21 protein-coding genes and 1 riboswitch are annotated in these 18,416 nt (G+C 47.1%); of the genes, 13 read left to right on the top strand and 8 right to left on the bottom strand.

What is annotated here, in order from left to right; translation table 11 throughout:
• Positions 1-215 precede the first annotated feature (215 nt).
• Entirely contained in the window at positions 216-812 is a 597-nt protein-coding gene (locus AB1L17_RS26175; protein ID WP_412847914.1) for a PepSY domain-containing protein, read from the top strand.
• Between the two features lie 30 nt (positions 813-842).
• On the opposite strand, the gene AB1L17_RS26170 is transcribed toward AB1L17_RS26175, so the two are convergent.
• Positions 843-1,616 (bottom strand): metallophosphoesterase family protein, encoded by a 774-nt coding sequence (locus tag AB1L17_RS26170; protein WP_412847915.1) that lies wholly within the window; start codon positions 1,614-1,616, stop codon positions 843-845.
• A gap of 154 nt (positions 1,617-1,770) precedes the next feature.
• Between AB1L17_RS26170 and AB1L17_RS26165 the strand changes: the two genes are divergently transcribed.
• Positions 1,771-2,703 carry a manganese-dependent inorganic pyrophosphatase gene (locus tag AB1L17_RS26165; protein ID WP_412847916.1) on the top strand — a complete coding sequence of 311 codons (933 nt, stop codon included), beginning with the start codon at positions 1,771-1,773 and terminating at the stop codon, positions 2,701-2,703.
• 49 nt (positions 2,704-2,752) lie between these two features.
• On the opposite strand, the gene AB1L17_RS26160 is transcribed toward AB1L17_RS26165, so the two are convergent.
• Positions 2,753-2,935 (bottom strand): hypothetical protein, encoded by a 183-nt coding sequence (locus AB1L17_RS26160; RefSeq protein ID WP_412847917.1) that lies wholly within the window; start codon positions 2,933-2,935, stop codon positions 2,753-2,755.
• A gap of 137 nt (positions 2,936-3,072) precedes the next feature.
• Here AB1L17_RS26160 and AB1L17_RS26155 point away from each other — a divergent pair, with 137 nt between their 5' ends.
• Complete coding sequence (locus AB1L17_RS26155) at positions 3,073-3,831, top strand: MerR family transcriptional regulator (protein ID WP_412847918.1); 759 nt, start codon at positions 3,073-3,075, stop codon at positions 3,829-3,831.
• A gap of 53 nt (positions 3,832-3,884) precedes the next feature.
• Here the strand turns inward: AB1L17_RS26155 and AB1L17_RS26150 are convergent, their stop codons facing one another.
• Positions 3,885-4,463, bottom strand: a complete 579-nt coding sequence (locus tag AB1L17_RS26150; RefSeq protein WP_412847919.1) for a pyridoxamine 5'-phosphate oxidase family protein — start codon at positions 4,461-4,463, stop codon at positions 3,885-3,887.
• Between the two features lie 163 nt (positions 4,464-4,626).
• On the opposite strand from AB1L17_RS26150, the gene AB1L17_RS26145 reads away from it, so the two are divergent.
• The 7 genes from AB1L17_RS26145 (at position 4,627) to AB1L17_RS26115 (ending at position 10,982) form a co-directional block, all read left to right on the top strand.
• Entirely contained in the window at positions 4,627-5,577 is a 951-nt protein-coding gene (locus AB1L17_RS26145; protein ID WP_412847920.1) for an MBL fold metallo-hydrolase, read from the top strand.
• 103 nt (positions 5,578-5,680) lie between these two features.
• Positions 5,681-5,829: riboswitch (cobalamin riboswitch) on the top strand.
• A 164-nt stretch (positions 5,830-5,993) separates the two neighbouring features.
• Positions 5,994-6,986, top strand: coding sequence for an ABC transporter substrate-binding protein (locus AB1L17_RS26140; protein ID WP_412847921.1), 993 nt, complete (start codon positions 5,994-5,996; stop codon positions 6,984-6,986).
• A gap of 1 nt (position 6,987) precedes the next feature.
• Positions 6,988-8,025: a FecCD family ABC transporter permease gene (locus AB1L17_RS26135; RefSeq protein ID WP_412847922.1), complete on the top strand. Its 1,038-nt coding sequence runs from the start codon at positions 6,988-6,990 to the stop codon at positions 8,023-8,025.
• 8 nt (positions 8,026-8,033) lie between these two features.
• Positions 8,034-8,810 carry an ABC transporter ATP-binding protein gene (locus AB1L17_RS26130; protein WP_412847923.1) on the top strand — a complete coding sequence of 259 codons (777 nt, stop codon included), beginning with the start codon at positions 8,034-8,036 and terminating at the stop codon, positions 8,808-8,810.
• Positions 8,811-8,833: 23 nt separating this feature from the next.
• Positions 8,834-9,400 carry a bifunctional adenosylcobinamide kinase/adenosylcobinamide-phosphate guanylyltransferase gene (gene cobU / locus AB1L17_RS26125; protein ID WP_412847924.1) on the top strand — a complete coding sequence of 189 codons (567 nt, stop codon included), beginning with the start codon at positions 8,834-8,836 and terminating at the stop codon, positions 9,398-9,400.
• Positions 9,401-9,677: 277 nt separating this feature from the next.
• Positions 9,678-10,334, top strand: coding sequence for a YitT family protein (locus AB1L17_RS26120; protein WP_412847925.1), 657 nt, complete (start codon positions 9,678-9,680; stop codon positions 10,332-10,334).
• Between the two features lie 171 nt (positions 10,335-10,505).
• A complete protein-coding gene (locus AB1L17_RS26115; protein WP_412847926.1) occupies positions 10,506-10,982 on the top strand; it encodes a hypothetical protein in 477 nt (158 codons plus the stop codon).
• On the opposite strand, the gene AB1L17_RS26110 is transcribed toward AB1L17_RS26115, so the two are convergent.
• From AB1L17_RS26110 to AB1L17_RS26100, 3 genes are all read right to left on the bottom strand, one after another.
• Positions 10,967-12,073, bottom strand: coding sequence for an N-acetylmuramoyl-L-alanine amidase family protein (locus AB1L17_RS26110; RefSeq protein WP_412847927.1), 1,107 nt, complete (start codon positions 12,071-12,073; stop codon positions 10,967-10,969). The two genes, AB1L17_RS26115 and AB1L17_RS26110, sit on opposite strands and share 16 nt — an antisense overlap.
• 102 nt (positions 12,074-12,175) lie before the next feature.
• Complete coding sequence (locus AB1L17_RS26105) at positions 12,176-12,985, bottom strand: WYL domain-containing protein (RefSeq protein WP_412847928.1); 810 nt, start codon at positions 12,983-12,985, stop codon at positions 12,176-12,178.
• The gene (locus AB1L17_RS26100; RefSeq protein ID WP_412847929.1) at positions 12,972-14,279 is read right to left on the bottom strand and encodes a helix-turn-helix transcriptional regulator; all 1,308 of its coding nucleotides are present in this window, start codon (positions 14,277-14,279) and stop codon (positions 12,972-12,974) included. Before AB1L17_RS26100 ends, AB1L17_RS26105 begins: the two co-directional genes overlap by 14 nt.
• A 184-nt stretch (positions 14,280-14,463) precedes the next feature.
• Between AB1L17_RS26100 and AB1L17_RS26095 the strand changes: the two genes are divergently transcribed.
• The 3 genes from AB1L17_RS26095 to thiM all read left to right on the top strand — a co-directional run bounded on the left by AB1L17_RS26095 (position 14,464) and on the right by thiM (position 17,499).
• A complete protein-coding gene (locus tag AB1L17_RS26095) occupies positions 14,464-15,900 on the top strand; it encodes an RtcB family protein (RefSeq protein ID WP_412847936.1) in 1,437 nt (478 codons plus the stop codon).
• Positions 15,901-16,181: 281 nt separating this feature from the next.
• The gene (locus tag AB1L17_RS26090) at positions 16,182-16,724 is read left to right on the top strand and encodes a hypothetical protein (RefSeq protein ID WP_412847930.1); all 543 of its coding nucleotides are present in this window, start codon (positions 16,182-16,184) and stop codon (positions 16,722-16,724) included.
• Complete coding sequence (gene thiM / locus AB1L17_RS26085) at positions 16,690-17,499, top strand: hydroxyethylthiazole kinase (protein WP_412847931.1); 810 nt, start codon at positions 16,690-16,692, stop codon at positions 17,497-17,499. Before AB1L17_RS26090 ends, thiM begins: the two co-directional genes overlap by 35 nt.
• 42 nt (positions 17,500-17,541) lie before the next feature.
• Here the strand turns inward: thiM and AB1L17_RS26080 are convergent, their stop codons facing one another.
• Positions 17,542-17,745 (bottom strand): hypothetical protein, encoded by a 204-nt coding sequence (locus AB1L17_RS26080; RefSeq protein WP_412847932.1) that lies wholly within the window; start codon positions 17,743-17,745, stop codon positions 17,542-17,544.
• A 221-nt stretch (positions 17,746-17,966) separates the two neighbouring features.
• Positions 17,967-18,122, bottom strand: coding sequence for a hypothetical protein (locus AB1L17_RS26075; RefSeq protein WP_412847933.1), 156 nt, complete (start codon positions 18,120-18,122; stop codon positions 17,967-17,969).
• Between the last annotated feature and the right edge of the window lie 294 nt (positions 18,123-18,416).

Raw genomic sequence — 18,416 nt, 5'->3', positions numbered from 1 at the left:
CTGAGTCGATTTACAGCCGGAATCGATCATTTTTGCCAGTAGAAAACATGCGCTCTTTTTGTTAATCGCTGTTGCTTGTAGGCAATCATGAATTCTGTGAGAGGGCTCCTCTATTTTCTCATCAATTTCTAATCTCTCTCTTTTTTTTCCTTCATCTGACCTTTTTATGATAAAGGAGATCAAACAAAACCGGTCGAAAAAAGGAGCGAGATCATATGAAAAAAGTAGTCATGACCATGGTAGGAGCACTTATCGTAGGGAGCCTCAGCGTAACAGCCTTCGCACATAGCAATCAATATAACAGCGTACAGCAAAAGAGCACTTCTACCGTTTATCTTCAGGTCGACGATGATGTTCCATACAACTGGGCGAAGGTAGTGCGTATCACGCCTGAAAAAGCACTGAAAAAAGTTCGGGATGTCCAGTCTGGCACGATTACCGAGTGGAAGCTGGATGAAGAAGATGGTTTCCTCTACTACAAAGCAGAGATCAGAAACAAGCATCAAGAGATTGACGTATACGTAGATGCCATGACTGGCGAGGTGTGGCAGGACCTTGATCATGATGACGACGATGACAATGACGACGACAACGACGATCAGTGGAAAAATCAACAAGTGAAAATTAGTGTAGAGCAAGCGAAAAAAATCGCCTTGGCTAAAGTGAATGGCAGCATCAAGTCCATTAAGCTGGATGAAGACGATAATCAATATGTATATGAAGTGGAAGTGAAAACGGCCAAAGGACAGGAAGTAGATCTGGAGATTTCTGCTGCGACAGGTGCTGTACTGGACGTAGACTGGGACGATTAATTGAATTAGCTATGTGTGTCAGCCGACCCTTTACGATGTAGAGGGTCGGTTTTTCTGTGCCATTGTCTCTAAAAATTCCATAGCTTCTTGAGCCGTAGGGATCTTTCGTACATTCTCATCCGTAAATTGCTGGGCTTGCGGATAGTGTGCAGAATCTATCTGTTTTGCCGCAGTCTCTATGTCATAAGGTGTAAAGCGATGCTCATAGCTGTCACCATCAAGCAGTAACCAGTATGCACCAGGTTTGTCGGCATACGGCATGCCTACACTTCCAGCATTGAGAATACGCAGATCGCCAAGGCGACGTTCGAATTGAATATGCGTATGTCCACAAATAACAGTCGGTTGTTGAACCCCGTGAAAGTAAGAGTGAACAACTTCATCTGGAGTAAGAGGGGTGAAAATGTCCTCGTCATTATAAGGAATGGCGTGGCAAAATAACACGTCTTCGCAATCATCTCGTTTTAACGTGTATGTAAGCGGAAGCCGGGCAATGAAGTCACGATGAGAGTCGCTCAATTGCTCCGCCACCCATGATGTAATTTTTCGCACAGAATCAGACATTTCCAGATGCTGATCCTCACTGTCAAAAGCAAGGACGACTTCACGATCCCCATTTCCACGGATGAATTGCACGGGAGTCTCCACTTGGAAGAGCAATTCAAGTGTCTGGACGGGCATCGGCCCCGAGATGATATCACCCCCGATGACAATAAGATCTGGCTTCACCGCTTCGAGCTCCGTCAATGTAGCATGTAGGGCAGGCACATTCCCGTGTATGTCATACAACGCTGCCACCTTCATCTCACATCGCCTCCTTTTTCAATCCAATCGATATTCAAAACATTATTTTCAATGATCGACTTTGAACCTATTTTGAACCTATAATGTAACTTGGGAATATCCTCTATCCTATGGTATAATTTTGACGCCAAAACACGACTAAGGAGTATGGATGATGGAAAAAAAACTAATCTTCGGTCATAAAAATCCAGACACGGATTCTATTTGTTCAGCACTGGTGTACGCTGACTTGAAAACAAAACTGGGCGCGAATGTAGAGCCTGTACGCCTGGGTGTAATCAGCAGCGAAACAGCATTTGTGTTGAATTACTTCCAAGTAAAAGAACCTCGCCAAGTAGAAACAGTTGCGAATGAAGTGAATGAAGTCATCCTCGTAGACCATAATGAGCGTCAACAAAGCGCAAATGATATTGAGCAGGTGCAAGTGGTTGAAGTGATCGATCATCACCGTATCGCGAATTTTGAAACGAGCAATCCTCTCTACTTCCGTGCTGAGCCAGTTGGCTGCACCACAACCATTTTGAAAAAGATGTACAAAGAAAACGGCGTAGATATTCCAAAAGAGATGGCTGGCTTGATGCTTTCTGCGATCATTTCTGATACATTGCTGTTGAAATCTCCAACATGCACGGAGCAAGATGTAGCGGCAGCTCACGAGCTGGCTGAAATCGCGGGTGTCAATCTGGAAGCGTACGGTCTGGAGATGCTAAAAGCAGGGGCAGACTTAAGCGACAAAACAATCGCACAACTGCTCACACTGGATGCAAAAGAATTCCAAATGGGCAATGCGAAAGTAGAAATCGCGCAAGTTAATGCGGTTGACGTAAATGATGTCCTCGCACGCCAAGGCGAACTGGAAGCGGCTATGAACGCGAACATCGCTGAAAAAGGTCTGGACCTGTTCGTGTTCGTGGTAACGGATATCTTGAACAATGACTCTGTTGCGATCGCACTCGGCAGCGCAACACAAGCAGTAGAAAAAGCGTACCAAGTAACATTGGTGGACAACAAAGCGGTTCTGAAGGGCGTTGTCTCCCGTAAAAAACAAATCGTACCGGTATTGACCGATACATTCCAAGCACTGTAAGAAATAAGGATGGCTGCCTATGCACAAGATGCGGGCAGCCATTTTCTATTTAAATTCCTTGGTTAGAATTGTTGTTGTGCAATTGGTACAAGGTTTGTTGTGCATAAACATCGTCACTGTAATGGTTGATGGCATGTTTGTCTCGTGCTTTGAGACTGATCAGACCTGTCAATCCCCATCCGGCTCCAAGTACGACCCCAATAAAGCCGACGATATAAAGGATAGAGAGCATCAGAAATCCTCCCCTCGCATTGATTTACCTATATTTTAGCAAATAATGAAAATAGAGTAACGCCAATTTTTTATTAAAATGTGTTTGACATTGACGGTCCGTAAATGTGTACGATCAATTTGTCAGGAGGAATGAACATGGAATATACGGTGCAAAAGCTAGGACTCCTGGCGGGTGTCAGCACCCGGACGCTCCGATACTACGATGAAATTGACCTTCTCAAGCCGGCGAGAATCAATTCATCAGGGTATCGCATTTACAGACAGCCAGAGGTTGATCGATTGCAGCAAATCCTTTTTTACCGAGAGCTGGGTGTGAGCTTGGAGGAAATCAAGGAGATCCTGGATTCACCAACCTTTGATGCCAAACGGGCACTGCGGGAGCACCGCGAGAAGCTCCTGGAAAGACGAGCGCAATTGGACGCGTTAATTGCCAATGTCGACATGACGTTAGCACAAAGAGAGGGGACCATTACCATGAGTGACAAACAGAAATTCGAAGGCTTCAAACAAAAGTTGATTGACGACAACGAGGCACAGTACGGAGAAGAAATTCGCGCAAAATATGGAAATGACCAGATCGAAAAGTCCAATCAAAAGCTAAAAGGGATGACCGAGCAGGAGTATGCCACTCTTGAGAAGCTGAATGCAGAGCTGCATGAGACGCTGGCGCAGGCTTTTGCGACAGGAGATCCTGCTCATGAGCTTGCACAAAAAGCGGCTGATCTTCACCGCCAATGGCTCAGTTTTTATTGGGACAGCTACAGTAAGGAAGCTCACGCAGGTGTTGCCCAGATGTATGTCGATGACCCGCGCTTCACGGCTTACTACGATAAGGAGCAGCCTGGTGTTGCCGAGTTTCTCCGAGATGCAGTGGTCATTTATACGAGCAAGTAAAGAGGATTCAAACAAAGAAGCTGCGAGCAAGGCAGCTTCTTTGCGTTTTACCATTAATGATCTCCATCTGCTACAGGAAAAAGCTTTTGTCCCAATGGTGTTGGCAATCCATCCATGCTTACGACGTTGTGTTCTTGTTGATAAGAAAGGATTCCCTCGTCGCCTTTAGCCAAGGTCCATTTTTGAAGGGTGTCGCGTTCTTTTGTATAGGAATAGAAGGGGATAGCCCAGCCGCAAGAAGTCTTTACTTCCTGTATGTTTACGGTAATGATTTGACGAGCACCGGGCAGAAGTGGAAAGTCGCTTGCGAGCTCATCCCACCGAGGCGTATCTGGGAGAATAACCGTTCCTTTGCCGAATAGGCGCATGATGAGAGGGGGGCCTTCAAATGCACAGAACATGATCGTAATCCTGCCATTTTCCTGCAGGTGTGCACTGGTTTCATTTCCACTTCCAGTCAGGTCCAAGTAAGCGACCTCCGTAGGCGATATGATGCGAAAAGAATCGTAACCTTTCGGTGAAAGATTCACGTGACCATCTGCGTTCATAGGAGCTGAGGCAACAAAGAACATCCGTTGCTTTTTGATAAACGCTTCATGCTCAGGTCGTAATTCAGAAAAAAGCTGACCCATTTTTGCACCCCTCCAGATAATGGAATTGTTTTTGCTGCCCTTATATTACGATAAAATTATGAAGAATTTGTGTTGTTTATCCCCAAGGCGTTCGAAATAGATGGTAAAGTGTAAATATTCGATCAACAAAACAGAATGGCTTTTGAAAAGGAGGAGCATTTACATGCAATCAACACAGCCAATCTACTTAGGGGAACGTATTCATTTAATAGACGGTTTCGATATGGGCTGGGCGGAACGGACGGGGACGTATGTCATCGCTGAAGAAGAACTGACTTTGGTAGAAACTGGGCCAAGCCCCTCTGTACCTTATATCAAGGCAGGTCTCGCCCAGCTGGGTTATACGACCGAACAAGTGAAATACATCATCGTCACACACATTCACTTGGATCATGCAGGAGGAGCCGGACTTTTTCTGAAGGATTGTCCGAATGCAAAGGTCGTCGTCCATCCAAAAGGTGCACGCCATCTCATAGACCCTAGCCGACTGATCGCAGGGGCGAGAGCTGTTTATCATGACGATTTTGACCGTTTGTTTGAGCCGATTGAGGCTGTTCCCGAGGAACGGATATTGATTCGAGGGGACGGGGATACGCTGAAAATTGGAGAGAACTGTGTGCTGGAGTTTTTGGATTCCCCTGGTCATGCCAATCATCATTTCAGTATTTACGACCCAGTAAGCCAAGGTATGTTCACGGGTGATACAGCAGGTGTACTCTATCCACAGCTTAAAAAGGAGGGTATCCACCTCGTACTGCCTTCTACCTCTCCGAATCAGTTTGATCCGGACGCGATGCAACAATCCATTTGTCGTTTTGAAGACCGGCATTTGCGCCGAATTTACTTTGGGCATTATGGTATGACGGAGCAGGTAGAGGATGCATACCGCCAAATAAGGGAGTGGCTCCCAGTGTTTGTGGCGGAAGGAGAGTCTGCTCTTGCTGCTGAACAAACATACGATGAATTGGCCAGCAATCTTTTCAGTCGCGTCACCGATCACTTGCAGTCACAGGGAATCGGCCGTGAGCATGAGGTTTATGAAGTGCTCAAGCTCGATTTACAAGTATGCGCCATGGGAATCCTTGATTATTTGCATAAACGCGGACAAAAATAGAAAGTTTTACAAACGCCTGATCGTTTTTGTTCAGGCGTTTTTCATTCTTTTTTCTCCCAAGGAATGCTATGATGTAGGATGAGTCATGGACTGCGACAATTTCAAAACGTATCAGCAAACAGGTGCCTCGTCTTATTATCAAAAGACCGGGTGAAAAGGGAAGTCGGTGCAAACCCGACGCGGTCCCGCCACTGTAAAACGGCATGATCAAAAGCCGTAAGCCAGGAGACCTGCCTGTTTGTTTTAGTGCCTGCGCCTTCGCGGAAAGGATCGGCCTATTTCAGGGAGCAATGCAAGAGGTTTGTTTTGTCCTGAAGTGCCGACCCTTTGATTTCCGAATTGGAAGCAAGGGTCGATTTTTTTGTTTTTTATTGGAAATGACAGTCAATCAGACATGCAGAAAGGAAGTTTACCATATGAAACGTTCATTGCGATTCATGATCCCCTTACTCGTTGCAGCGAGTCTCGTAGGTTGTGCCGGCAACGAAAACAGTCAACCGGCACCAGGTGGACAAACGAGCGCACCACAGCCAGCACCGCAAGAGAATACAGCGCAGCCAGCAAAACAAACAACGTATCCATTGACAGTCACGGATGCGACAGGAAAAGAAGTAACCTTCGCAAAAGCTCCTGAACGAATCGTCTCGACGTCACCTGCTGAGACGGAGATTTTGTTCGCATTAGGCTTGGAGGATCGGATCGTAGCTGTCTCAGACTATGATGATTATCCAGAAGCGGCGAAGGCAAAGCCAAAAATTGGCGGAGTCGTTAAACCGAATGAGGAAGCCATTCTCGCTCAGACACCGGATATGGTCATCGGTGGCATTTCGATGGAAAAGCCAGTGGCTGACAAGCTCAAATCACTCGGCATGCCGGTCTATATTACCCATCCGACCAAGATGGACGACATCCTGAACAACATTTTGGCGATGGGCGTTATCACGAATACGCAGGAACAAGCAGAAAAAGTCGTTGAGCAAATGAAGAAAGACATCGCGTACGTTCAAGCTGCTGTCAAAAATGTAAAACCGGAAGAGAAGAAAAAGGTGTACTTGGAATTCTCCCCAGGCTGGACAGTCGGAAAAGGTGAATTCATGGACGAGCTCATCACGCTGGCAGGAGCCACGAACATCGCTGCAGATACCGAGGGCTGGAATCCGATCAGTGAGGAAAAGATTTTGCAAAGTGATCCAGACGTCATTTTGTACGCGAATGGAATTACCGATGAAAAGACTGGCGTCAAGCTAGAGGATATGATCGCAAAACGCAGTGGCTGGGATAAAATGAAGGCCATCCGAGAGAAGCAAATCTTTGGCATGGACCAAAATATTCTTTCCCGTCCTGGTCCGCGTATTACGCAAGGCTTGATCGAAGTAGCCAAGGCGATTTACCCAGACTTGGTGAAATAAAATGAAGAAACGATTGATCGTATGGGGAGGAGTAAGCAGTCTCGTCCTGCTGGCATCTGTAGTCATTAGCATCTCAATGGGAGCGGCACACCTCCCCATTTCGCAAGTATGGCTCATCCTGCTTCATCAAATCCCGGGCCTGTCTGAGTGGGTAACAGTAACGTGGCCAGAGTCTTCTGAGCAGATCGTCATGAAGGTTCGTTTTCCGCGCGTCGTATTAGCTGTCTTGATCGGCGCCTGCTTGTCTCTTGCCGGAGCGGGCTTTCAGGGAGTATTGCGCAATCCCCTCGCTGATCCGTTTACGATGGGAGTGGCATCGGGTTCGGCAGTCGGAGCGGCCTTTCTGATCCTTTTCGGCTTGCAAATAACCTTTTTGGGAGCATGGAGCACGCCAGTCGTCGCGTTTCTTACAGGGCTGATCAGCTTGTGGATTGTTCTCGGGCTCGCGAGCACGCAAGGAAAGCTGCAAACGGAGACGCTCATTTTGTCTGGGGTAGTCGTGCAGGCTTTTCTCGGCTCGCTTGTATCCTTCATGGTGTCGTTATCCGATCAGACGGTGAATGAGATTGTGTTTTGGCTCATGGGCAGCCTGTCGTTTCGAGGCTGGGACTTCACGTACGTCTTGGTTCCGTACTTGGTTATAGGAGGAATGGTGCTCATCAGCTATTCGCGTTCCCTGAACTTGTTTGCGTTGGGAGAGCGGCAGGCCGCACACTTAGGCGTACATGTGGATCGGACAAAGCTGGTTGTTCTGATTGTCTCGACTCTCCTGACAGCAGCGGCGGTGTCTATCGCGGGAATTATCGGTTTCGTTGGCCTAGTCGTACCGCATCTCGTTCGTTTGCTAGTAGGCCCGGATTACCGCATCTTATTGCCATTGGCTGCGATCTGCGGTGGAATTTATGTGCTGTGGGCCGATACTCTTGCAAGAATGCTACTTAGCCCGACGGAAATCCCGCTCGGTGTCGTGACAGCATTTCTGGGAGCACCTTTTTTCGCCTATTTATTGAAGAAAAATAAACGGTTGGGAAAGAGGTGAGTGAGTCTATGATCAACGTGCGCAGCTTGCAAAAATCGTACCAGGATGAACCTGTCTTGCACGACATCGATTTTTGCGTGAGCAAGGGAGAATTTTTCGGCATAATCGGGCCCAACGGAAGCGGGAAATCAACCTTATTAAAAATCATTTCCGGTGTCATCAAGCCGGATGCAGGAGATCTCTCGCTTCAGGAAAAAAAGCTGCATTCGTATTCACGCAAGGAGCTCGCCAAAATTTTGGCTGTACTTGAGCAGGAAGGATTGCCGCCTGTCGGATTTTGCGTTCGAGAGGTATTGGAGATGGGGCGGTTTCCACACCAAAACTGGTTGGGGGAAGAGAAGCAGGATGTCACACCGCTCATCGACGAGATTGTTTCAATGCTCGGTCTCGAGCATTTGGAAGATCGTACACTGGATCAGCTGAGTGGTGGGGAAAAGCAGCGCGTCGCATTGGGAAAGGCATTGGTTCAAAGACCTCAGGTGCTGCTGCTCGATGAGCCCACGACTTACCTTGATATCGGTTACCAGATTCAACTCATGGACATCGTACGAAAATGGCAAAAGTCAACACAGGTAACGGTCGTTGCAGTGCTGCATGATCTGAACCTGGCCTCCATTTATTGCGATCGCATTTTGATGCTGCACAAAGGAAAGCAGATGAGTGTCGGCGCACCAAAAGACATTTTGCAAAGTGACAGGATCGAGGCTGTATACGGAACGAGACCAATCGTCATGGAGCATCCTGTTCATCATTTGCCGCAAATTATTTTGCAATCGCAGGTATAAGAGCACGATTAGGAGGGCGGAGCATGATCGTACTGATTACAGGAGGAGCCCGCAGTGGAAAAAGCACATTTGCGGAAAAATACGCGGCTCATTTGGGCTCCTCGGGTGTTTACATTGCGACTGCACAAATCACCGATGAAGAGATGGAAGAGCGGATTTTCCATCACAGAGATCGTCGCATGCAATCCAGCTTTTCTTGGCAGACGATTGAGGAGCCGTACGCATTGACAGAATTGCTCACTGAACTGGGAACCCAAGAGGAAATACAAGGAGAACAGACATTGATTTTGGTTGATTGCTTAATCCTGTGGCTGTCTAATTGGCTCTTGCATTATGGAGGGGACCAGCCGTTTGAGAAAGTGCTTCGGCAGGTTGATGAGCTGGTAAACAAGCTCGCATGTTACCCAGGGACGGTTTTGCTGGTGACGAACGAAGTAGGCTACGGACTCGTCCCGCAAAACCCGCTAGGCCGCATGTTCCGTGACTTGGCGGGCTTGATGAATCAGCGTGTAGCAGTTGTTGCTGATCAAGTTTTTCTCCTTACAGCAGGGATTCCGGTGGAGCAAAAAGGACAAGCCTTCCGATTTTAACTTGGTGAAGAGACGGTTTCGAGTCGTCTTTTCACCTTTTTTGTGATATAATACAAGAAAAGCCATGGAAGGGATCAGGATACCATGCGTCCCCATAGGACGATCTGGAAACGTTTTGACCTCTCCTACACTTAGCTTCGTAGTAGTCGATCGTCACTTGGACGACCTACCTACTACGAAAGCGAGGCAGTTTGTATGAGTAGCGACTTATACTTTCGATGTTCCTCGGTAGTCGGTTGGTCGTCTGTGCCTAAACCGACAAAGATGCGAGGAACCCATGATGAGGAGAGCGCTGCAGTTATCTAAGCGTTACAGTATGATTTTGTTTGGAGCTTGTTTACTTGCTTTTGCGTATTATCACATTAACTTTCAGAACCATTTGTCTGAAGGTGGCTTCGTTGGATTGGGGTTATTGGCGAAATACGCCTTTGACTTGTCACCAGCGATGGTGATGCTTTTGCTGGATATTCCACTGTTCTTGGTTGCCTGGTTAGTAAGAGGTCGCCAATTCATTTGGGACACCATCTTTGCATCACTTGCTTTTACCGGATTTTACGATTTGTTTGAACGTTTTTCACCAATTGTTATGGATATGAGCAGAATGATGCCGCTGGCGTCCGTCTTGTCCGGTGTTTTGACCGGGCTAGGCACAGGATTGGTTCTGCGCTATGGAGCTGCGACAGGTGGGGATGACATTTTCTCCCTGTTGATCAGTAAGTACACGGGATTATCCATTGGTACAGTTTTCCTTTTACTGGACGTCATTGTGCTTTGCATGTCGTTCTGGTTCGTACCAATGAAAGAGATGATTTACACGATTATGGCCGTTGTCATTTCCAGCCAAGTCATTACCTGGACCGTACATCGCGGTGAAGGAATGGTGGCAGTGGAAGAGGAGCACGGGCATGGAAACGTCTCGATGACCCACCGGTAATAAGTAGATATTCAGTTGAAAAACATGCCTATACAAAAGCAAGCAAAAGGCCAAGTCGGTTTTCATGTCGACTTGGCCTTTTGAACGTGGATGACCGTTTTCGTACATAATATACGGCTTTACTAGTGGATACTAACCAACACAGATACTTATTGAAGGAAAGGACCTGCCATGAGCGATCCGTTTTTTAGCAACTACAAAGCGTTCGTCGTCATACCGGCGGATGAGAAGGAAATGGGACCGGAGCCTTTTGAGCCGAAGGATTACGCCAGCCATTTCATTTTGACGTTTTCCTTGTACGATGCTGTTATTTCCTGCTGGAGGGAAGCGGGAAAGTATAAAGTACAGGCAAAAAAGAGCTTGGCAAATGTGATAGATGGTTTCAACGCCAAACGCCGTGGTACAGCCCGTCTGCATTTGCTGGAAATGGAAGAAGACCAGGCTTATTTCGTCCTGGCCTTGTCGTTGAAAACCTTAAAAGAAAATGAGAAAGCGGTCATGGAGACGATCACGAATCTGCTGGAGAAAGATTTCGCGACCGATTTGTTGATCGGCGAGACATGGTACCAGATCATTGGTGCCAAAGGAAAATTCGAGCGAAAGCTATTCTCCTATAGTATCCAGCCGTACGATTATCGTCCGAAGTAGTCCGCTAGCGCTTCCGTAATTGCCTGGGCAGCTTTGTCCTGATAAGACGTTGTTCGGACGATGCCTTCATCTTTTGGATTCGATAGGAAGCCCAGTTCAATTAATACGGAAGGATCGTCGTTTTCTCGCAGGACATGATAATTGCCGAATGAAATGCCGTTGCTTCCGAGTCCGATGCCACCTGCCAAGCGAGACTCAATCGCTCGAGCTAACGGCTCATCTTTGTCTTGCGAATAATAAAACGTCAGGGTACCGCTATTTGGCTTCGGAGAAGAATTGTAATGGATGCTGATGAAGGCATCTGCCGCCTTGGATTCGCTAAAAGCGACACGCTGCGATAGCGAGGGCTTTTGTGTGTCACTGGTCCTTGTCATGAAGACTTGGGCACCCCGTTGTCGCAGTTTGCTGGCGAGCAGCATGGACGTTTTGTAATTCAACGTTTTTTCCATACTATTCCACTTTGTCCCTTGTGTCCCGACATCTGACCCACCATGCCCCGGGTCGATGACGATGACTTTTCCTTTTAAGCCCGGCTTTTTGGAGCTTTTTGACACCGGAGTACTGATCTTGGCATCTCCGATATACGTGGCAGACACCCAGCCGGTTTTTCCGACGGAAGTCCTCACTTGAAGCCAGTCGCCTTGTCTTTTTAAAATGTCTACACGGGTTCCTCTGGGCAACGAAAGGACAATCTCATTGCTTGTGCTCGGGCCCTTGCGCATTCGAAGAGAATCGGCCGTAACCGTACCTTGTTTGCTTTTGATCGGGGCTGTCGTGGCAGGGGCAGGAGTCGAACCTGTTTTGGTTACCGCGCCCTTTTGCAAGTAATAGCCCGCGACCCAGCCTACCTTTTGATTGTATCTAATTTTTGCCCATCCGTATGCTTCATCGTTTATCGTCACCACGGCTCCATAAGGCACGGTAGCGACCACGGAAGCATTGGGGGCTGGTTCACTTCTGACGTTCAGAGAGGTTGCGACCACTTTTGCCTGGATGACACTTGCTGCTTGCGTCGGCTCTGCAAAGAACGGCCAGGACAGACTGAGCCATAGTCCACAAACGAGCGACGCCTTTTTACATGTTGTTTTCATCGATTCTACCTCTGACTTAGATTAGCAACTATCTTACCTGAACTATGATAAGGGAAATGCAGGAAATCGAATAGGGCATGATTTCCTGATTTTTTAGGACAATCAAAGTAGAGGTTCCGTGTACCTAGCCAAGGCTTTGGTTGCCGATTCTATCATTCGCTGTTTGAGTTGATCGTTTTCCACTACTTTAACCCGCAAGCCGAGAAAACGGAGGCGAGACAAAATAAACTCCTGCTCGTCAGATAGAAAATGAAGGGTGATCGTATACACCTGTGTTTCGGGATCAAAAGCGACCTCTTTGTCAAAGCAGGAGAACGCGTACAATATACGCTGCAGCTCTGCGTTGTATCGGCGGATGATCACAACTTTTGCCATCTGCTTGCGAGCCTGGATTTGTTCCACAATGGTCGGTAAAAAACTGTCGTACCAGACATCTTCTATGTACAGCTCATCGATAGATCGAATGAGATGCAGGGGAGTCGTGATCACCCGGTTTGTATACATACTCAGCCAAATAAGGTACCAAGCCTGCTTGGCGAGCGAGTACTCCAGCTTGTAAGGAACCCCTCGCTCATTGCGAAAGACTCGTCCTTTATTCGTGGCTGCTGTGATCTTGATTTGATTTTTGGCGAGAATGATGCGGCGCAACGTACGCACGAGTGGGTTCCAGAGCTGTTTGGGATGTGTCGACGCTTTTTCCACGAATCGTTCTTGCTCGGTTGCTTCATTTTCAGGTGGATGTGTGAAACGGCGCAGCTTCTCAAGAGTAGCTGGCTCGAAAATGTCTGCCGCTGACGGATTCGCCAGCATTAAGGCGAGCCATGCTTTTTCACTCGACGTCACTGGATATACACCCGCTTCATCCAGTCGCGTCACTAGCTGGTAATTATGTATCTTATCAAACAGATTCATAGTAAGCGAGCAGCTCCTCCCATTCTTTTTGGAATTGCTTGCGAAGAGACAGCGGTTCGAGTACCTCGACACTGGAGCCGAAGCTGCGAATCCACGGCGTAATTTCCATTGTACTGTTCACCTTAATCTCATACAGAAAGCTCTCCCGTGATTCCTCTGTTATAATTCCCCATTGCCCCTGTGCTTCCACACGTTCCTGGATAAAGGAATGTGACGTGTCTTGCGGCTGGAAAAAGCGAAGACGTACAGTCACGAGTTCCCCTGTATCAATGAGCCAGCTGTGTGCAATTCGATCATCTGCACTTGCTTGCATGGAAGAGAAGATTTCCGGCGTAACGGATATTCCTGTTATAAGCTGGGTCATTCCTTCCACACGGTATTTGCGTAATGGACCGTTGCCGCACCCTTGCGCCAGCAAGTACCATCTGCCGTATTGATGATCATAAATAACTCGTAAAGGAATCACTTTCTGGTGTCTTCCGGAAGTATCCCGTTGGAAGGTCGGATTCGTATTTTGGGAATCGTAAAACTTTCGACGTTTGGGCGTGTAGTAGTGAAATTCGACGATTTTGCGCTGACGAATGGCATCCGTGAGCATTAAGGCCTGATACTCATCGAGAATACGCGAGACGAAATGGTACTTGTATAAAAACGCTGATGCATCGCTTCGCTTCAAGCGGCATTTGATATAACGCTTCACTTTTTCCAGCAGGAGGTAGCCGGGGACAGCCGGAAGTTGTGTATTGGCCATAAAGTCGATGAAATCATATAGATCCAGCAGCTCGTCGTCAGTCAGAGCATCCAACAGCTCACCATCGAATTGATATAGATATGGTCTAACCTCGCTTACATTTTTAATGACGCCAATTTCTTCGAGGTATTTCACGTCCTGGCGAATCGTTTTTTCATCGGGAGAATCCAGACGCTCCGTATCCACAAAAGTTTCAAGCAAGTCTTTTATGGAGAGGGGCTTTTGTCTGAGCTTTGCCAAGATGTGCGACAGCCGTTCTACTTCTGATTCCTTCAATGATTTCGCGTGGTACAAGAACATCAAGAAATTGTCTGTTACCTCTAAATAGTTGTAACGCAGCTGTGTGTAATACTCTTTTTTCTCCTCATCCTCTACATGCTGGTAAAAGGTCGATTGAATGTCCTTCAGCTTTTTGATCGTTTTATCTAGCGTATGGACAGAAATACCGAGTCGCTCGGCCAATTGCTGACGATTGTATGCGCCAGCGGTCAAAAACATCAAACGGAGCAATTGCAGCTCTTTATCAAAGCTTTCGCGTGCCATTCCATTCATCCTTATTGATTCGTCATTTATTTCCAAATTAGTCCTCATATTACGAAGCGGCAGAAAAGAAGTCAATGATAAATAGAGGTTCGTAATACTTTTACCATGTTCAAACAACAGGTGACGATGGAAAATAAGGGTAAGAACAACAGCACATGCTGTGAAAGACAGGAGATCATCCATGATGAAAACAATTGTACATGGTAACAACCATCGTGAAGTGAAGCTTGAGTTTGGAAATGTGCACGTTTTTGCGAATGACGAAGTATTTGCCAGCTTCGGTGAGCGTGTCTATCAAATGGCAGACAATAATCTGCGTATTCCGCGTAATGTTTATTTTTCGTATACACCGGATGCGCATGTGGGCGTCGGGACCTGCATCGGGACGACAGCGGTTTGGAATCTCGCCGACGGCTTTGTATCACCTTCCATCGTCGGATCAGACATTGGATGCGGAATGCGCGTGCATCTGACTCCCCTGCATCGAGACGATCTGAAAGACAAGAGCCTAAAGCGCAAGCTGATCGAAGCAATCGAAGCATACGTCCCGACAAATGAACGAGGAAATACCCATTTTACAGATATTCGCTTGGAAGAAGTGGTGAAGCATGGCTTGCAAGGCTTGCCTGACCGGTATATTCCAGACGCAGAAGAGGAAGCAGGTACACTAAGCCGTTCCTTTTCCCATGTGGAAAAGTACACGTTTGAGTACGATCATTCCTTCCTGGAGCATATACCGCAAAAGTCTTGGAGTCGTGCGTGGGGGCAACTGGGAACATTGGGAGGCGGCAACCACTTTATTGAAATCCAGCATATCGAGATCGCGGAGGAGAACCGGGAGATTGCCAAAGCGTGGGGACTGTTCGATGGTCAGGTCGTCATCATGATTCATTCCGGCTCTCGGGCCTGGGGAGCAATGCTAGGACGTGATTACACGAAAAGCTTCAAGGAGGCCATGTACAAATGGGGCATCCATAATCCCGAGCCCAGCCTGGTATATGCCCCGATCCAAAGCGAGGAAGGACAGCAATACTTGAATTTGATGTACTCCGCTCTGAACTTTGCGGTAACGAATCGACACATGATTGGATATTCCGTGGAGCAGGCGTTTCAGGATGTCTTCGGGAGAGAAATGCGCACGCCGGTGTTGTACGATCTTATGCATAACTACGCATTGAAGGAATTTCATCGAAATACACCGATGCTCGTCCACCGTAAAGGAGCGACGAAGGCGTTGCCAGCAGGTCATTTCCAAAATCCGAAGGCGTACCGAAAAACGGGACATCCAGCTCTGATCCCAGGATCTATGGGGACATCGTCCTATATTATGGTCGGATCGGACACCGGAGCCAAAAACTTCTACTCCATTTGTCACGGTGCAGGGCGTGTTCGTTCGCGCAAAGCGACCAAGGAGCTGGTGACAGTCGATCAATTCGAACAGGCGATGCGCGTTGGACAGGAGGATGAGATCATGGTCAATCATCGTTCGCTTGCTTCCATCCTCGATGAATGTCCGCAAGCCTATAAGGATGTAGATCAGATCATCGATTCAGTAGTAGGGGCAAATCTTGCATCTGTTGTAGCAAAATGTAACCCTCTTATTGCCATAAAAGGAGTATAATGAAGAGTGGCTTCCTGAAAAAATAAGGGGGGCCACCTTTTGTGATTTAACTTACACTAAAATACATAGACTTAATTGTGAACAAATTCCGTTAGAAGTTTCAAAAAATAGGTTCGAATGTAACATAAATTGCTTTGCTTCCTCAACCGATACCAAAAGAGAGACAATATAGGGGAGATAGGGGAACAGATATGCCTACATACTATTACTTCACCTGCCTAAAATGCCGGACCCGGGGGGGAGTTTTCGGCGAACAGGCCTGGGGCTGGGGAAACTTTGACATGATCGAGTCCTTCAAGTACCTGGCTCACCATATTCGCACGTGCGGAGAAGATTCGATTCGCGTGATTTCGGAGGATGTGGATGATTATGTGGATCAGCTTCACGGAGAGTACAATACTTTTCTGGAGCAGACCAAGCATATATTTCCGCATTCAAAAGATTGGGAGTTCCTTGATCGGTGGAAAACACTAAAAGTAGAAGAAATGAAGCTGAAATGGGTCGAGGAAAACCGCATCTTGCATCCAGATGAACGGATGAAAATAAGTGGAGTTCTAGATAACGTGGATGTTATGAAAGAAGGAGCGGGAAGAGTCTCCTTCAGTGGTAGCTTGACGGATGATAACGGTAAGACGTGGAAAATTATCGCCGACATGCACAAAGTACCTGTCATCCATCACTCGTATATCATCATTGGAGTCATGCAAGAGCATCCTATACTAGGTGAAGTCATAGAAGTGTACAAAATGATTCCGCGGATCGTAGGTCAAGAAGAAAGGGGCAACGATCATGATTTTGGAGACGATCGGACATTTATTAAATAAAGTGCGCGAAGAAAATCCACTTGTCCATAATATAACGAATGTAGTCGTTACGAACTTTACAGCCAATGGTTTGCTTGCTCTTGGTGCGTCACCTGTCATGGCATATGCCAAACAAGAGGTGGCGGACATGGCAAAGATCGCAGGTGCTCTCGTCTTGAATATGGGTACATTGAATGAGCAAGAGGTAGAAGCGATGGTGATCGCAGGTAAATCAGCTAATCAGCATGGGGTGCCTGTCCTATTTGATCCAGTGGGAGCGGGAGCAACAGCGTACCGCACTGAGACGAGTCAACATATCGCGCGGGAACTCGACCTTACCCTTATCAGAGGAAATGCTGCCGAGATTGCCAATGTCATCGGGGAACGCTGGGAGATTAAAGGTGTGGATGCCAAGGAAACAGGCGGTAATGTTGCGGACTTGGCACATGCAGCGGCGCAAAAGTTAAGGACGATCGTAGCGATTACAGGAAAAGTCGATGTGGTTTCCGATGGAGAAACGACTTACTCGATCCATAATGGTCATCCGATTTTAACGAAGGTAACCGGAACAGGCTGTTTGTTAACTTCGGTCATGGGAGCGTTTGCAGCGGTTGAGAAAGACAGGCTCATAGCGGGAGCAGCGGCATTGGTATGCTACGGTGTTGCTGCGCAGCAGGCTGCAGAGAAAGCAGCAGGCGTGGGGCCAGGCAGCTTTCAGATCGAATTTTTGAATGCGCTGCACAACTTGACTGCAGATGATGTGCGACGTATTGGTATGATCGAAAAAAGCCAATAAAAAATCCCCTTGAAAAAGGGGAAGAAAATGACCGTGGGACGATTAGGCTAGATATGTTAGGCAGTAGCTGTAATTTCGCAATGAATAAGACAGCAGCTTCTTCTGGTGTTCGGATAGTGCCAAGAATATAAACTCTACTTGATCATCTTCATATGGACGGACATAAAAACGGGAAATACCATGACATATGATTTCTCTCTTTAACGTCAGTGCTACACTGGCGTCTGTTCGTATGTGCAATTCCACGCTGCGTACCCTCCTTGGACATTCAATAGAGTACCAAAAAAACACAAGGAAAAACAAGGAAATTTTGTCTGATTCATGTCCAAGTTGTTACCAAATTTTGTATGAAAACTGACAAGATGAATGATTCAGAAAAAACTATCTCGGATTGTCAGGAAAGCACCCTGTACGTGAGAAAAAATTCGAGATGAGTCCCGCCATTCTTCCTTTTTCCGTCGACTTGTTCACTTTATTTCGAAGGCATCGCACGAGCTCTTGATCGCAGTTACAAGAAAAATAGCCGTGCTTTCGATAGCAGTCATCATGCCTCTTGCAGCATCTGTCGACGTCATCAATCGGTGCACCCGGACCGGAGCACCCAGGTCCACACCAGTTCCCATACAAACAGGGGAGGCCTCCTGATCGGCGATTTCTTTTAGACAACTGCCATCACTCCGTATCGTAAATGATTACTACTAGTATCATATTGAACATTCGGAGAAGTTGCTTTAGGCAATCTCCCGTTTTTACAGCAAGGGAAAACTTTCAAAATATCACTTGAAATCATGATGTGAATATGATAGATTAATTCTTGCCGAAGCGAACGCTTGCAGGCGTTATGGATGGATGTCCGAGCGGCCGAAGGAGCACGATTGGAAATCGTGTAGGCGGTGTCGAACCGTCTCGTGGGTTCA

Source organism: Brevibacillus jepli, from assembly GCF_047229145.1.
Lineage (GTDB): Bacteria > Bacillota > Bacilli > Brevibacillales > Brevibacillaceae > Brevibacillus.
The sequence above is the reverse complement of the archived record's forward strand: the minus strand, read 5'-3'. Positions and strand labels throughout refer to the sequence as shown.